This window comes from Gordonia rhizosphera NBRC 16068 (assembly GCF_000298195.1).
Classification (GTDB): Bacteria; Actinomycetota; Actinomycetes; order Mycobacteriales; family Mycobacteriaceae; genus Gordonia; species Gordonia rhizosphera.
Genome location: NZ_BAHC01000072.1, coordinates 19,030 through 32,992 on the forward strand (window position 1 = coordinate 19,030; position 13,963 = coordinate 32,992).

A 13,963-nucleotide genomic window follows, 5' to 3' on the forward strand; every position below is an offset into this window, starting at 1 on the left:
CGGCGTCATGTCTCGGGGAGCCGCCAGGTGAGTCGGCCGAATCGCGCGTAATCGCGGTCGAGGGTGACCCAGGTTGCTCCGTGCTCGATCGCGGTCGCGGCGTGGTGGGCGTCGGCGACGAGGTTTCCCCGCGCATCGGACTCCCGGCACAGCGCGGCGAAGATCGCCCAGTGTCGATGCCCTGGCGCAACATCGAGTACAGACGGGTTCTCGCGCAAAGCCTCGATGTGACCGAGGGCTCTCGGCAGCGGGGTCGGGTCGGCGAAGATGCGCGCATTCGTCACTACCCTGACATAGCCGGATACCACCGCCGGGGTGAGTGCGAGTGGCTCGTCGTGACCGAGCACCGAGTCGAGCCATGAATACAACTGCGCATGTCGCGCGTCCTCGCCACGAAACGCGCCGACAAGGATGTTCACATCCGGCATCAACACGTCAGCGACGCTTCTCGATCGGTAGCCCTTCCTCCATGGCCTCGAGGACCGCTTGGCCATGCGCGATGTCGAGGTCCGCACGTATGCCGCCGCGCCCGGTGTAGGGAGGAGGCAGCGTCACACGCACCGGGTGGCGGCCGGCTGTGGCGCGCCTGTCGAGTTCTCTCCGCAACGCGTCCTCCATCAGTGACGTGACAGTCTGGTCGGCCTCCCGTGCCGCGCGCTTTACCTGCTCATAGAGCGCGTCGGGGAGAATCACGGTGGTCCTCATATGCCTCAACATATCATTTGATATGCGTATATGTCTCGAACTGCAGACGTCCCTCAACATGGGGTCCGGTCGCGTCAAATCTCACACCGCGTGACCCCGTTGCCGCAGTACGGTGGAGTAAGGATCACCTATCTCCACCGATGGAGCCGGAGGCGCAGCGCACATGACCGAACAGCAGTTCCGCATCGAGCACGACACCATGGGCGAGGTCAAGGTGCCGGTAGACGCGTTGTGGCGGGCGCAGACGCAGCGGGCGGTGGAGAACTTCCCGATCAGCTATCGCCCTCTCGAACGCACCCAGATTCGTGCGATGGGCCTGCTGAAGGCGGCCTGTGCGCAGGTCAACGCCGACCTCGGGCTGCTCGACTCGCAGAAGGCCGCGGCGATCATCGCCGCGGCCACCGAGATCGCCGACGGTCGTCACGACGACCAGTTCCCGATCGACGTGTTCCAGACCGGCTCGGGCACCAGCTCGAACATGAACACCAACGAGGTCATCGCCTCGATCGCCAAGGCCAACGGTGTCGAGGTGCACCCCAACGACCACGTCAACATGTCGCAGTCGTCCAACGACACCTTCCCCACCGCGACCCATGTCGCCGCCACCGAGGCGGTGGTCACCGACCTCGTGCCCGCGCTCGACCACCTGCACCTGGCGCTGCTGCAGAAGTCGCGGGAGTGGCGGGATGTGGTCAAGAGCGGCCGCACCCACCTGATGGACGCGGTGCCGGTGACCCTCGGTCAGGAGTTCGGTGGCTACGCCCGCCAGGTGCAGGCCGGCATCGAACGGGTCAGCGCGACCCTCCCCCGACTCGGTGAACTGCCCATCGGCGGCACCGCGGTGGGCACCGGCCTCAACGCCCCCGACGGTTTCGGCACGCGGGTGGTCGCCGAGCTGCGCAAGCTCACCAATGTCGACGCGCTGAACCTGGCAACCGACAACTTCGAGGCGCAGGCGGCACGCGACGGACTCGTCGAACTGTCGGGTCAGCTCAAGACGATTGCGGTGTCACTGACCAAGATCGCCAACGATGTGCGCTGGATGGGTTCGGGTCCGCTGACCGGGCTGGCCGAGATCGCCCTCCCCGATCTGCAGCCGGGCAGCTCGATCATGCCGGGAAAGGTCAATCCGGTTCTGCCCGAGGCTGTTACGCAAGTCGCAGCACAGGTGATCGGCAACGACGCGGCGGTCACCTGGGGTGGCGGCAACGGCGCGTTCGAGCTCAACGTCTACATCCCGATGATGGCCCGCAACGTCCTCGAATCGCTGAAGCTGCTCGCCAACGTCTCCCGACTGTTCGCCGACCGGTGCATCTCGGGGCTCGTCGCCCACGAGGATCGGTTGCGTACCCTCGCCGAGAGCTCGCCGTCGATCGTCACACCATTGAACTCCGCGATCGGGTACGAGGAGGCTGCCGCGGTCGCCAAGCAGGCGCTCAAGGAGGGCAAGACGATCCGGCAGACCGTGATCGATCGCGGCCTGATCGGCGACGATCTGTCCACCGATGAACTCGACGCGCGCCTCGACGTGCTGAAGATGGCCAACCTCGATCGCGAACGCTGACCTTCGGACGACCATGGCCCCCACCACACCTCCTCGCTGGTTCACCGATACCGAGCCAGGTCACAGCCAGTGGTACATCGAACGGTTCCGCACCATGGCCCGCGAGGGAGCCGACCTCGGCGGCGAGGCCCGGCTGATCGACGCGATGGTGCCGCGCCACGCCCGTATCCTCGACGCCGGCTGCGGTCCCGGCCGCATCGGCGCCGTTCTCCACGCGGCGGGTCACACCGTGGTCGGTGTCGACGTCGACCCCGAACTCATCGCCGCGGCCGCGGCCGATCACCCCGGTCCCCGGTGGCTCGTCGGCGATCTCAGCGAACTCGACCTGACCGCACGCGACGAACCCGAGCCGTTCGACGCCATCGTGTGCGCCGGGAACGTGATGGTGTTCCTCGCGCCGGGAACCGAGGCGCAGGTGCTGCGCCGCCTGTCGGCGCACCTGGCATCCGACGGGGTGCTTGTCGTCGGCTTCCACACCAACCGCGACCTGTCCCTGACCGATTTCGACGCCGCGGTCGCCGACACCGACCTGTTCGTCGAACACCGCTTCGCCACCTGGGATCTGCGGGCCTGGCATGCCGGGGCGGACTTCGCGGTGACCGTTCTGCGCCACTCGCCGACGTGACTGCGCGGGCCGTCGTATGGTCGGCCCATGAGCGATCTGCAGGAGTTCCCCACCGACTGGCAGACCGCGCTCGTCCTCGTCGCCCACCCCGACGATCCCGAGTACGGGATGGCCGCGGCGGTCGCCCGCTGGACCGGCGAGGGCAGACGAGTCGTCTACGCTCTCGCCTCGAGCGGTGAGGCGGGGATCGAGGGTATGGCGCCGGAGCGGGCCGGCCCGCTGCGCGAGGCCGAGCAGCGCGCGTCGGCCGCGTTCGTCGGCGTCGACGAGGTGGAGTTCTGGGGCTTTCCGGACGGCGACATCCGCAACACCTCCGAACTGCGCTCGAAGGTGACCGAGTCGCTCGAACGCATTGCACCGCAGGTGGTCCTGACCTTGTTCGGGGGTCCTGAGTGGGCGCCGGGATCCCCGAATCATCGTGATCACGTCGAGTTCACGGCAGCCGTCGTTGCCGCGTTCGACGCCCTGCCGGCCGACCGACGACCGACGTGGCTGTTCGAGAACGGTCCCCAACCCTCCCACGCCGTGGACGTCACGGATCAGATCGACGCCGCGGTGCGGTCCCTGGCCGCACACCAGGAATATCTGTCGGTGCTCGACCCGGACACCCCGGTGATCGACCAGGCCCGCGCCCAGATCGACCGGATGACCGCGCCGCGCGCCGACTTCGGCGGGGTGGCGGCCGCCTGTTTCCAACGAAGGCGGGGACCGGCCTGACGCACGGTCCCCGCCCTCTTCAGGTGAAACCCACTAACTACCGGCGCTGGTTCCCACCAGGGCCGGGATCAGGTCGACGAGTTGGCCGAGCAACTGGGTCAACGAATCACTGCCCGGCGCGGCCTGCGAGGGCGGCGTGGAAGTCGCCGGTGGGGTCGTCGTCGCGGGCGGGGTGGTGGCGCCCTGCGCCGAACCCTCGGGTCCGCTCTTGTTGACGCCGATGGCGATCTTGGGGTTCTTGGCGGGATCGAGCCAGACGAGCACCTGGCGCATCACGTCCTCGGCGACGGCGATACATCCCTCGGTGGGGGCGTTGTTGGTGACGTGCAGGAACATACCCGCCGCCTTGCCCGGCACCCGCTGTGCGTTGTGTGCGATGTTGACCGCGTAGTCGTAGACCGGGCCGGCGTCGTAGAGGTTCTCGCTGTCACCGCCGGGGCTCTGGGTCTGCCGGACGAGCGTGTTGTAGGTCGGCGACTTGGTGTTCGCATCCCACCAGTCCTCGCGGTCGACCTTGGTGTAGGGCATCTTGGTACCCGGGTTGGGAAGCCGCCCGAATGCCTTGTCGAAGCCGAACGTACCCTCCGGAGTTCGTGGCACGTTGTCCTTGGGTTCGCCCATACCGAGCGAGCCCAGGAAGGCCTTCGTCGGCCCGAGCACCGGTTTCCAGCTCTGATCGGCGCCACGTTCGAAGGCGGTCAGAGTGGCGGTGGTATTCGTCGCGCTGGGCGCGGTGACGACGATCATCTGGCTGGAGTCGGCCTCGGCGCTCCCGCTGCCCCCGCTCCCGCCCGTGCCGAGGTTGCCGGCGATGGTGTCGAGAAGCCCGTCGAGCAGCGGTATCCCCGTGGCCGGGATCACCGAATCCGCCGACTTCGTCGTCGATGGGGTGGTCGGGGTCGTGGTCGTTCCGGGAGCCGCCGCAGCCGTCCCGGCACCACCGGCGATCGCGGCGAAAACCGCAATCACCAGCAGTCCCAATAACCTCATATGCCTCATCAGTAACTTCAACACCACACCAGTGTGCCAGCGCGCAAGAGCACATGAATCTCGGAGCTATCACGGTGCGGTATTGATACGGTCACTGCCGCCGACGACAACGCGCACCCGTCGTCTGAACGCTCTCGTCGCGACGTGCGCAGGAGCGTGACGGGTGCGCGTTGACCGTCGATCAATGGTTAGGGCGAGGCGGGCCCGAACTCCTCGAGCATCTCGGTGACCAGCGCGGCGATCGGCGAGCGCTCGCTGCGCGTGAGGGTGACGTGGGCGAAGAGCGGGTGACCCTTGAGCTTCTCGATGACCGCCGCCACACCGTCGTGACGGCCGACCCGGAGATTGTCACGTTGCGCGACGTCGTGGGTGAGGACCACGCGTGATCCCGAACCCAGCCGCGACAGCACCGTCAACAGCACGTTGCGCTCCAGCGACTGCGCCTCGTCGACGATGACGAACGAATCGTGCAGCGAGCGACCGCGGATGTGGGTCAGCGGCAGCACCTCGAGCATTCCGCGGCTGAGTACCTCTTCGATCACCTCCGGTGACGCCAGGCCCTCGAGAGTGTCGAACACCGCCTGCGCCCACGGCCCCATCTTCTCGGCCTCGCCTCCGGGCAGGTAGCCGAGCTGTTGCCCGCCGACCGCGTAGAGGGGACGGAACACCACGACCTTGCGCTGGGTACGTCGTTCCAGCACCGCCTCCAGGCCGGCGCACAACGCCAGCGCGGACTTGCCGGTGCCGGCCTTGCCGCCGAGCGACACGATGCCCACCGAGTCGTCGAGCAGCAGATCGAGCGCCACGCGCTGCTCCGCGGACCGGCCGTGCAGCCCGAACGCCTCGCGGTCCCCGCGCACCAACTGCACCCGCTTTTCCGAATTGACCCGGCCGAGCGCGCTCGAACCGTGCCCCAGCAACCGGATACCGGTGTGGCACGGGAGTTCGCGGGCCTCGTCGATGTCGACGACGCCCTCGGAGTAGAGCGTGTCGACGGCCGCGGTGTCGACCTCGAGTTCGGTCATCCCCGACCATCCGGACACCACCACGTCCTGCGCGTGGTACTCGTCGGCGTCGAGACCGACTGCACCGGCCTTCACCCGCAGCGGCGTGTCCTTGGAGACCAGCGTCACATCTTTGCCCTCGGCGCGAAGGTTCAACGCGCAGGCCAGGATCCGCGAATCGTTGGTCTCGGTGCGGAAACCCGCGGGCAGCACGTTCGGGTCGGTGTGATTGAGCTCGACCTGCAGGGTCCCGTCCTCGTCACCGATCGGCAGCGGAATGTCGAGGCGACCGTGCTCGAGGCGCAGGTCGTCGAGCATGCGCAACGCCTCGCGTGCGAACCAGCCGAGTTCGTGATGGTGGCGTTTGCCCTCGAGTTCGCCGATCACGACCAGCGGCAACACCACGTGGTGTTCGGCGAAGCGCATGACCGCCCAGGGGTCGGACAGCAGCACAGAGGTGTCGAGGACGTAGGTGCGTGTGGTCACGTAGGGCTCCTACGTTTGTGCGGCGCCCGCACAAACCAGTGTTGATGACCGGCTGGTTCGTGTCCCGCCCGGCTGGATAGCCGGGGTGGACGAGGACCGGGGCCGGTCCCCTCGCGTGCTGGTGCAGACCACGAATCGAACCTCCCGGACGAACCGCTTCCCCGCGGCCCGTCACTCGTCAACGTACGCCGACACACCCCGCACGGCGCGCCGTAGCGGGGTGTGTTCGCGTGAATTATGCGTTAACGGGTATTACCCGGCGGCTACCCGGAGGTCAGCGGCCCGCCAACGACAAGATTCGGCGACGCGCCGAGTCGGCGGTCTCGCTGAGCTCCTGCACCGTGTCCAGCTTGAGCTGATCGGCCAGCGTCGCCGCGATCGCCGCCCGGGTCGCGTCGGTCTCGTAACCGGCGATGAGGGCCCGCTCGGCGTCGAAGTCGGCGATGTCGTAGCCGATCGGTTCGGTGGCCAGCCGCGCCAGGGCACGATCGACCGCGAGGATGCAGGCCTCCTGGTCGGCGACGAGGCCGGCGGCCAGGAACGCGCCGAACGTCTTGGCCTGCTGCGCGTCGTCGGCGGCGATCTTGGCGAGGATCTGGGAGAACACGTCGTCGGTGACCGCGCCGGTGAGCTTGTCCAGGTAGCCGACGCACTGGTTCTCGTGCACCGCCATCAGCGCCAGGACGTCCATCGGGGCCAGCTCGGCGACCGCAGCCTCGTGCTGCCGGTAGCCGGCGGTCACGTGAATGCGACGACGTTCCTCGGCATCCACCGGATCGATCGCACGGGTGACCACCAGATAGTCACGCAGCACGATGGCGTGCCGGTTGTCCTCGGCGGTCCACACCCCGACCAGCTGGCGCCAGTCGGAGAACGCCGGGAAGTGCTTGGCGAGCACCCGGTGGTAGGACGGCAGGTTGTCCTTGGTCAGCAACAGGGCGAGCACCCCGGCGCGGGCTTCGTCGGAGATCGTCGCCTGCGACGGGTCCCAGTCCTCACCTCCGAGGAACGAGAAGTTCCGACCCAGATCCCACGGCACCCAGTCGTGCGGGTTCCATGCGGTGGCCCCGGCCTGATGGCCTTCCGCAATCTCCGGAAGCGCCTTCTCAAGCGCAGTGATCAGCTCGTCCTCGGTCAATGCGTTCATCGTCAGCAAGGATAGGCAATCGGCCGATCCCCTGGCGAATTCGGGTCACACCCGACTCATCAGTCCCCACTCTTCGAGGCCCTCGTAGAGCGGGAAGTCGAGGGCGAGAGCAGAGACCCGCCCGCGCAGCGCCGAGACGTCGGCGTCGGTACCGGCGGCGAGCGCCGTGCCGATGATGTCGGCGACCTCGGTGAACTGTTCGTCGCCGAACCCACGGGTCGCCAGCGCCGGGGTGCCGATCCGGAGTCCGGAGGTGACCATCGGCGGGCGTGGATCAAACGGCACCGCGTTGCGGTTCACCGTGATGCCGATCTGATGGAGCAGATCCTCGGCCTGCTGCCCGTCTAGCGCACTGTTGCGCAGGTCGACGAGGACCAGGTGCACGTCGGTGCCGCCGGTCAGCACCGACACGCCCGCCTTCTCGACGTCGGCGCCGGTGAGCCGCTCGGCGAGGATCTTCGCACCCGACAGCGTGCGTCGTTGTCGATCGGCGAACTCATCGGTGCCGGCGATCTTGAGGGCGACGGCCTTGCCCGCGATCGCGTGCATGAGCGGTCCGCCCTGCTGGCCCGGGAACACCGCGGAGTTGAGCTTCTTAGCCCACTCCTGCTTGGCCAGGATCATGCCCGAACGCGGTCCGCCAAGGGTCTTGTGCACGGTCGTGGACACCACGTCCGAGTACGGCACCGGCGACGGGTGCAGGCCGGCGGCGACGAGACCGGCGAAGTGCGCCATGTCGGTCCACAGGTAGGCGCCGACCTCGTCGGCGATGGACCGGAACGCCTCGAAGTCCAGCGTCCGCGGATAGGCCGACCAGCCCGCGCAGATCACCTTGGGCTTGCCGGCGAGGGCGACCTTGCGCACCTCGTCCATGTCGACGCGGAAGTCCTCCTTGCTGACCCCGTAGGACTCGATCTCGTAGAGCTTGCCGGAGAAGTTCAGACGCATGCCGTGGGTGAGGTGACCGCCGTGGGCGAGGTCGAGTCCCAGCAGCTTCTCGCCCGGATTCATGAGCGCCATGAGGACCGCGGCGTTGGCCTGCGCTCCCGAGTGCGGTTGCACGTTGGCGAAGTCTGCCCCGAAGAGCTCCTTGGCCCGATCCCGGGCGATGTCCTCGACGACGTCGACGTATTCGCAGCCGCCGTAGTACCGGCGCCCCGGGTAGCCCTCGGCATACTTGTTGGTGAGCACACTGCCCTGCGCCTGCAGGACCGATCTCGGGACGAAGTTCTCCGACGCGATCATCTCGAGGGTGTCGCGCTGCCGGCTCAATTCGCCGTTCATCGCCGCGGCCACGTCCGGGTCGAGCTCGGCCAGGGACATCGAATTCACGCTCATGGCGACAAGTCTATGGGCCCGTCCGTCCGGCACCGAGTTCGGCTCTCAGCTGGGCCGGGGTCAGCGGTTCGTCGAGGAGCCGTCCGAAGCGATCGAGCCGCCCGTCGTCGGGCACGGCGTCGAGCCACTCACCCAGCAATCGGTACCCCTCCACATAGGTGGAGATGTATGCCCGCCACAGCGGCGAGGTCAGAAACCGCAGCATCTGGCGGGCGCGGGCGGGTGGGGCGAGCAGCCATCGCTGCAGGAAGCCCGCCACGGTGTCCTCGTCGGCACCGCGATCGTGCAACAGCAACGCCGCATCCTGCCGGACCCCGAGTAGCCCGGCGGATGCGCGCCCCATCCGCTGCGCCCGCTCGCCGTCGAACCGCAGACCGAGGTCGGCGTAGATCTCCTGGGCCCACACCCCCCAGTCGGACCCCATCGCCGCCACGAGCGCGTGATCCGCGAGCCCCTCGGCCATCAGGCATTGCGGCGTGTTGACCAGGAAGATGGTCTGCTCGTCCTGCCCGCCACCCACGAGGATCTGCTCCTTGCGGCAGTGTTCGGTGTGATGTCCCGGATAGGCCTCGTGGGCGATGAGATGCGGCAGCGTCGACATGTGCTGGGTGAGGTCGGTGTTGATCGCCACCCGGGAGCGGTATCCGCCCAGGTAGTAGTTGAAGCCCGACCAGGGTTTGTCGGTGACGACCTCGAAATCGACGACTTCGTTGTCGGGCAACGGATATCGTTCCCGGACCCGTTCGCGCAGCGCTCCGCTGAAGGCGCGCACACACTCGTCCACCCGCTCGGGCGGGATCTCGTCGGCCTGCCGGTACGCGGAATACGCGTCGGCCAGTGCGTCGCCGGTCGCCCCGGGTACCCCGAGCTCGACCGCCAGCGCGGCCTGCGCCTCGCGGTAGACCTGCTCGTCGCCCACGGTGATGTCGACGTCGAAGTACGCCCGGACCTCGTCGACGAATCCGATCTCCTCGCCCGCGAACTTGCGCGCCGAGCACTCCAGGGCGTCGAGGTGGGCGCCGATGAATTCGGCACGCGCGGGCGGCAGATCGCCCGGCAGGTCGGCCCGCAGCCCCCGCGCGCGGTCCGCGAGGGCGGCGGGATCGGGCGCGGGAGCGTTCTCCACCTCGGCGCGCAGCCGGGGGTCGCCGGTGAAGGCGTCGACGAACCCCTCCTCGAGACGGTCGAAGGCCAGCCCGAGCCGCAGGTAGTCGGTGACCGGAGAGGAGATGCGAGAGGTCATGACCGGAGGCTACCGACCGCGCGAAAACGTTGCGCCCTAAGCTGTAGGACCATGGCACGCGACACAACCGGGCGCGATCCCAGTCTGTATCTGGAGCTCGACCGGCGACAGTGGCGTGAGCTGCGTGAATCGATGCCGATGGTGCTCACCGACGACGAGCTCCAACAACTGGTCGGCCTGGGCGAGCAGGTGGACCTCGACGAGGTCGCCGACGTCTACCTGCCGCTGTCGCGTCTGATCCACCTGCAGATCGCGGCCCGCCAGCGCCTGTTCGCGGCGACGTCGACGTTCCTCGGGGAACGTCAGACGAACCGACAGGTGCCCTTCGTCATCGGTATCGCCGGCAGCGTCGCGGTGGGCAAGTCGACGACCGCCCGCGTGCTCGCGGCGCTGCTCGCCCGGTGGGACTCCCACCCGAAGGTCGACCTGGTCACGACAGACGGGTTCCTACTCCCGACAGCGGAGTTGGAACGTCGGGGAATAATGCACCGCAAGGGTTTTCCGGAATCCTACGATCGTCGCGCGCTGCTGCGGTTCGTCACCGAGGTCAAATCGGGGGCGCACGAGGTGACCGCCCCGGTCTACTCCCACATCGCCTACGACATCGTGCCCGACGTGCTGCACTATGTGCGCCAACCCGACATCCTGATCCTCGAGGGACTCAACGTCCTGCAGACCGGGGAGACGCTGACGATCTCGGATCTGTTCGACTTCTCGATCTACGTCGACGCCAAGACCGCCGACATCGAGCAGTGGTATGTGTCACGTTTTCTGCAGATGCGCACCACCGCGTTCGCCGACCCCGAATCGCACTTCCACTACTACTCGTCACTCACCGACGAGCAGGCGACGATCGCGGCCCGGGACCTGTGGACCTCTATCAACCTGCCCAATCTCAACGAGAACATCCTGCCCACCCGCCCGCGCGCGACCCTGGTGTTGCGCAAGGACGCGGACCACTCGATCAACCGCGTCCGACTGCGGAAGCTGTAGCCGGATACGCCTGCTCGATCCACTGGTCCAGCGAGGTCTGCGTGACGACGTCCGGGTGATCCGGTACCAGATGACCGTCGCGGATCGCCGCGCCGCCGACGTTCACGCCGAACACCCATTTCGGTGACCCGGTCCGCCGTGCGATGGCCTTGCCGACGTCGGCGAGATCGAGCACGTCGGGTCCGGCGATCTCGATGTCGTCGGCCACCGGTGCGGTGACCGCCCGGGCGACCTCCACCGCGGCGTCGGCTACCGACAACGGACGGCACCGCATATGCGGCACGGCCGCGACCGGACCGGCCCGCAGGCTACCCATCATCTGGCGTGCGAGTTCGTACCACTGGGCGGACCGCACCACCACAAGTCGTCCGGCGTCCAGGCCATCGCGGTAGGCCTTCTCCTGGGCCGCCTTTCCCTGGTAGTAACCGAACTTCGCATTCACCTCGGGGTCGGCGGCATTGATGATCGACAGGCACACGACGCGCCCGATTCCCGCCTGCGTCGCGGCGATGGCGACGTTGGCGGCCACCGTGCCGAAGAAGTCGATCGCCGTCTTCGCCCGTGTGGTCGTGACATTCGTGCAGTCCACCACCACGTCGGCACCGGTGAACGCCTCCACCAAACCGGTGCCCGCGTACGCGTCCACACCGGTCGAGCGCTGCGCCTCGAACACCTCGATCCCCTGCGCGCGCAACCGATCACACAGCGCCCGCCCCATCTCGCCACCGGCACCGAGTACGACAACCCTCACGAGCGTCACCTTCTCCCGACCTCATCTCGATATCTCGAGGTTAGTCGCCGATTGACGCAGGAAGATGGTTCAATTCGGACGTGGATTCACAGGTCAATTCCGATCCGTGGGAGAAGGTGGCACAGCGTCTGGGGTCCGATCTGCACCTCGATCTGCCGCCGGATCATTCGACGGGCCCCCCGGGACGGGGCGCGCGGAGACGACATGCGCTGGCCGAGGCGCTGCGTGCGGCGATCGCCGACGGACGTCTGCCGGCGGGTTCCCGGTTGCCGCCATACCGCTCACTCGCCGCCGACGTCGGGCTGGCGCGGGGCACCGTCGCGACCGTGTATCAGGAACTCGTCGCCGAAGGGTGGCTGGTCGCGCGGCAGGGTTCCGGAACCCGGGTGGCCGACGGCGCGCGTGGACCGGGTCCGGCCGCCGCGGCACCCGCGAGCTCCTCCACCTCGAACACACCCGTGCACAATTTCGCTCTCGGACAACCCAATTCATCACTCTTTCCCCGCACCGACTGGGTGGCCTCGACCCGCCGCGTGATGGCCGCGGCCCCCGACGACGCGTTCGGTCCTGGTCACCCACGGGGCAGCTCGCCGCTGCGGAGGGCGCTGGCCGGATACCTGTCCCGCGCTCGCGGCGTACGCACCGACCCCGATCAGATCGTGCTCACCACCTCGGTGAAGTACGCTCTGGAGCTGTTGTCGCGCAACGTCTTCGGCGAGTCGATCGCGGTGGAGAGCCACGGCCTGCCGTTTCACCGGCAGGCCATCGAACGGGGTGCGACGACCACGACCCCCATTCCGATCGACACGGCCGGCGCCGTCATCGACGCGATCCCCGACCGCACCACCGCGGTCCTGCTGACCCCGAGCCATCAGTTCCCGACCGGCGTCGCGCTGTCGCCGGCACGCCGGGCCGCCGTCGTCGACTGGGCCCGGGCACGCGGCGGCCTCGTCGTGGAGGACGACTACGACGGAGAACTGCGCTACGACCGCGACCCGGTCGGCGTCCTCCAGGCGCTCGGTCCCGACGTGGTGATCCATACCGGCTCGGTGAGCAAGAGTATCTCGCCCGCACTCCGGATCGCGTGGCTGGTGCTACCACCGCACCTCGTGGACACGGTGGCGTGGGCCAAGGGCATTCGCGAACCCGACGCCAGCATCGTCGATCAACTGATACTCGCCGACATGATCGAGACCGGCGCCTATGACCGTCACGTCCGGCGCAGCCGCCAGTACTACCGCCGTCGCCGCGATCACCTGACGGCGCGGTTTGCCGCGACCGGCGTCGAATCCCACGGCATCGCCGCCGGACTGCATGCCGTGATCCCCGTCGATCCCCGGGACGAATCGGCGATCCTCACCGAGGGGTCGCGCAGGGGATTCGCGTTCGCCGCCCTGTCGCTCTTCCGGCATCCCGATGCGCCGCCACCTGACGACGCCGGGGGCATCGTCGTGGGCTTCGGCACCCCGTCGGCCTCCACCTACTCCCGCGATGTCGACGCGCTCGTCGACCTGATCGGCGACTACTTGCCGAAACGGCGGCTGCGCGCCGAGTAGTCGCGCAGCGCACGCAGGAAATCCACGCGGCGAAACTCCGGCCAGTACGCGTCGGTGAACCAGATCTCCGAGTACGCGCTCTGCCACAGCAGGAATCCCGACAGCCGCTGCTCACCGGAGGTGCGGATGACCAGATCCGGGTCGGGCTGGCCCTTCGTGTACAGATTGCGGTCGATGGCCTCGACGGTCACCGCATCGATCATCTGCTCCGGGCTGTCGCCGACGACGAGTCGTTCACGCAGCAGCGACCGGACGGCGTCGACGATCTCCTGTCGTCCGCCGTATCCGACCGCGACGTTGACGTTCATGCCGACGCGGTCATCGGTGCGTTCGGACGCCATCCGCAGCCTCTTGGCGACCGCGTCGGGCAACTGCTCGAGGGTGCCGACGATCCGCACCCGCCAGTCGCCCTCGGGTGCGGAGATCTCGTCGACGATGTCGGGCACGATCTCCATGAGCGCTTCGAGTTCGTCGGAGGCCCGCTGCAGGTTCTCGGTGGAGAGCAGATAGATGGTGACCGTCTCGATGCCGAGTTCCGAGCACCAGCCGAGCATGTCGGCGATCCGCTGCGCGCCGACCCGATGACCGTGACTGACGTCCTCGAACCCCGCCTCGCGGGCCCATCGCCGGTTGCCGTCGCAGATAATCGCGACGTGGCGAGGAAGCGGCGCGTCGTCCATCAGCTGGATCAGCCGGCGTTCGTAGACGCGGAGCATCGGTCGACGCACACGGTCGGGCAGGAGCTTCATCGCGAACAAGCCTAGCGCCCGCCTGTGAGACCACGGACACCCCGAAGCCGGTACGGCGCAACCTACGGTACCGTAAGTTGCGTGAACACCCTGAC

At 67.9% G+C, this 13,963-nt stretch carries 14 protein-coding genes; 5 read left to right on the forward strand and 9 right to left on the reverse strand.

The genetic code is table 11. The annotated features are described in order from the left end of the window. Positions 1-5: 5 nt before the first annotated feature. Both GORHZ_RS08830 and GORHZ_RS08835 read right to left on the reverse strand, forming a co-directional pair. Positions 6-428, reverse strand: a complete 423-nt coding sequence (locus GORHZ_RS08830; protein WP_245551385.1) for a type II toxin-antitoxin system VapC family toxin — start codon at positions 426-428, stop codon at positions 6-8. Positions 429-435: 7 nt separating this feature from the next. Further along, a complete protein-coding gene (locus GORHZ_RS08835; RefSeq protein WP_006332206.1) occupies positions 436-705 on the reverse strand; it encodes a ribbon-helix-helix protein, CopG family in 270 nt (89 codons plus the stop codon). 163 nt (positions 706-868) lie between these two features. On the opposite strand from GORHZ_RS08835, the gene GORHZ_RS08840 reads away from it, so the two are divergent. Genes GORHZ_RS08840 through GORHZ_RS08850 form a run of 3 tightly spaced genes read left to right on the forward strand, consistent with a single transcriptional unit; the run spans position 869 to position 3,611 of the window. Continuing rightward, positions 869-2,269 (forward strand): class II fumarate hydratase, encoded by a 1,401-nt coding sequence (locus GORHZ_RS08840; RefSeq protein ID WP_006332208.1) that lies wholly within the window; start codon positions 869-871, stop codon positions 2,267-2,269. 13 nt (positions 2,270-2,282) lie between these two features. Then, complete coding sequence (locus tag GORHZ_RS08845; protein WP_006332220.1) at positions 2,283-2,894, forward strand: class I SAM-dependent methyltransferase; 612 nt, start codon at positions 2,283-2,285, stop codon at positions 2,892-2,894. 27 nt (positions 2,895-2,921) lie between these two features. After that, complete coding sequence (locus GORHZ_RS08850; protein WP_006332222.1) at positions 2,922-3,611, forward strand: PIG-L deacetylase family protein; 690 nt, start codon at positions 2,922-2,924, stop codon at positions 3,609-3,611. Between the two features lie 33 nt (positions 3,612-3,644). On the opposite strand, the gene GORHZ_RS08855 is transcribed toward GORHZ_RS08850, so the two are convergent. The 5 genes from GORHZ_RS08855 to GORHZ_RS08875 all read right to left on the reverse strand — a co-directional run bounded on the left by GORHZ_RS08855 (position 3,645) and on the right by GORHZ_RS08875 (position 9,819). Then, on the reverse strand, positions 3,645-4,601 hold the full coding sequence (locus tag GORHZ_RS08855; RefSeq protein WP_040530897.1) for a L,D-transpeptidase family protein: 957 nt from the start codon (positions 4,599-4,601) through the stop codon (positions 3,645-3,647). Between the two features lie 188 nt (positions 4,602-4,789). Then, positions 4,790-6,091 carry an RNA 5'-3' helicase PhoH2 gene (gene phoH2, locus GORHZ_RS08860; protein WP_006332226.1) on the reverse strand — a complete coding sequence of 434 codons (1,302 nt, stop codon included), beginning with the start codon at positions 6,089-6,091 and terminating at the stop codon, positions 4,790-4,792. A 274-nt stretch (positions 6,092-6,365) separates the two neighbouring features. Next, the gene (locus GORHZ_RS08865) at positions 6,366-7,238 is read right to left on the reverse strand and encodes an acyl-ACP desaturase (RefSeq protein WP_040530900.1); all 873 of its coding nucleotides are present in this window, start codon (positions 7,236-7,238) and stop codon (positions 6,366-6,368) included. 45 nt (positions 7,239-7,283) lie between these two features. Beyond that, positions 7,284-8,561 (reverse strand): serine hydroxymethyltransferase, encoded by a 1,278-nt coding sequence (glyA, locus tag GORHZ_RS08870; protein WP_006332235.1) that lies wholly within the window; start codon positions 8,559-8,561, stop codon positions 7,284-7,286. Between the two features lie 25 nt (positions 8,562-8,586). Further along, the gene (locus GORHZ_RS08875) at positions 8,587-9,819 is read right to left on the reverse strand and encodes a DUF885 domain-containing protein (protein WP_006332237.1); all 1,233 of its coding nucleotides are present in this window, start codon (positions 9,817-9,819) and stop codon (positions 8,587-8,589) included. A gap of 51 nt (positions 9,820-9,870) precedes the next feature. On the opposite strand from GORHZ_RS08875, the gene coaA reads away from it, so the two are divergent. After that, positions 9,871-10,812: a type I pantothenate kinase gene (gene coaA, locus GORHZ_RS08880; RefSeq protein WP_006332239.1), complete on the forward strand. Its 942-nt coding sequence runs from the start codon at positions 9,871-9,873 to the stop codon at positions 10,810-10,812. Here coaA and GORHZ_RS08885 read toward each other — a convergent pair. Next, a complete protein-coding gene (locus GORHZ_RS08885; protein WP_040530906.1) occupies positions 10,784-11,563 on the reverse strand; it encodes an SDR family oxidoreductase in 780 nt (259 codons plus the stop codon). The genes coaA and GORHZ_RS08885 overlap by 29 nt on opposite strands. Before the next feature lie 80 nt (positions 11,564-11,643). Here GORHZ_RS08885 and pdxR point away from each other — a divergent pair, with 80 nt between their 5' ends. Then, positions 11,644-13,119 carry a MocR-like pyridoxine biosynthesis transcription factor PdxR gene (pdxR, locus tag GORHZ_RS08890; protein WP_006332241.1) on the forward strand — a complete coding sequence of 492 codons (1,476 nt, stop codon included), beginning with the start codon at positions 11,644-11,646 and terminating at the stop codon, positions 13,117-13,119. On the opposite strand, the gene GORHZ_RS08895 is transcribed toward pdxR, so the two are convergent. Continuing rightward, positions 13,086-13,868 (reverse strand): isoprenyl transferase, encoded by a 783-nt coding sequence (locus GORHZ_RS08895; protein WP_006332242.1) that lies wholly within the window; start codon positions 13,866-13,868, stop codon positions 13,086-13,088. The genes pdxR and GORHZ_RS08895 overlap by 34 nt on opposite strands. Positions 13,869-13,963: the final 95 nt, after the last annotated feature.

Excerpts from the sequence above, each read along its gene's own strand:
- GORHZ_RS08830 (WP_245551385.1), bottom strand. The coding sequence starts at position 428 with ATGCCGGATGTGAACATCCTTGTCGGCGCGTTTCGTGGCGAGGACGCG.
- GORHZ_RS08835 (WP_006332206.1), bottom strand. The coding sequence starts at position 705 with ATGAGGACCACCGTGATTCTCCCCGACGCGCTCTATGAGCAGGTAAAG.
- GORHZ_RS08840 (WP_006332208.1), top strand. The coding sequence starts at position 869 with ATGACCGAACAGCAGTTCCGCATCGAGCACGACACCATGGGCGAGGTC.
- GORHZ_RS08845 (WP_006332220.1), top strand. The coding sequence starts at position 2,283 with ATGGCCCCCACCACACCTCCTCGCTGGTTCACCGATACCGAGCCAGGT.
- GORHZ_RS08850 (WP_006332222.1), top strand. The coding sequence starts at position 2,922 with ATGAGCGATCTGCAGGAGTTCCCCACCGACTGGCAGACCGCGCTCGTC.
- GORHZ_RS08855 (WP_040530897.1), bottom strand. The coding sequence starts at position 4,601 with ATGAGGTTATTGGGACTGCTGGTGATTGCGGTTTTCGCCGCGATCGCC.
- GORHZ_RS08865 (WP_040530900.1), bottom strand. The coding sequence starts at position 7,238 with ATGAACGCATTGACCGAGGACGAGCTGATCACTGCGCTTGAGAAGGCG.
- glyA (WP_006332235.1), bottom strand. The coding sequence starts at position 8,561 with ATGTCCCTGGCCGAGCTCGACCCGGACGTGGCCGCGGCGATGAACGGC.
- GORHZ_RS08875 (WP_006332237.1), bottom strand. The coding sequence starts at position 9,819 with ATGACCTCTCGCATCTCCTCTCCGGTCACCGACTACCTGCGGCTCGGG.
- coaA (WP_006332239.1), top strand. The coding sequence starts at position 9,871 with ATGGCACGCGACACAACCGGGCGCGATCCCAGTCTGTATCTGGAGCTC.
- GORHZ_RS08895 (WP_006332242.1), bottom strand. The coding sequence starts at position 13,868 with ATGAAGCTCCTGCCCGACCGTGTGCGTCGACCGATGCTCCGCGTCTAC.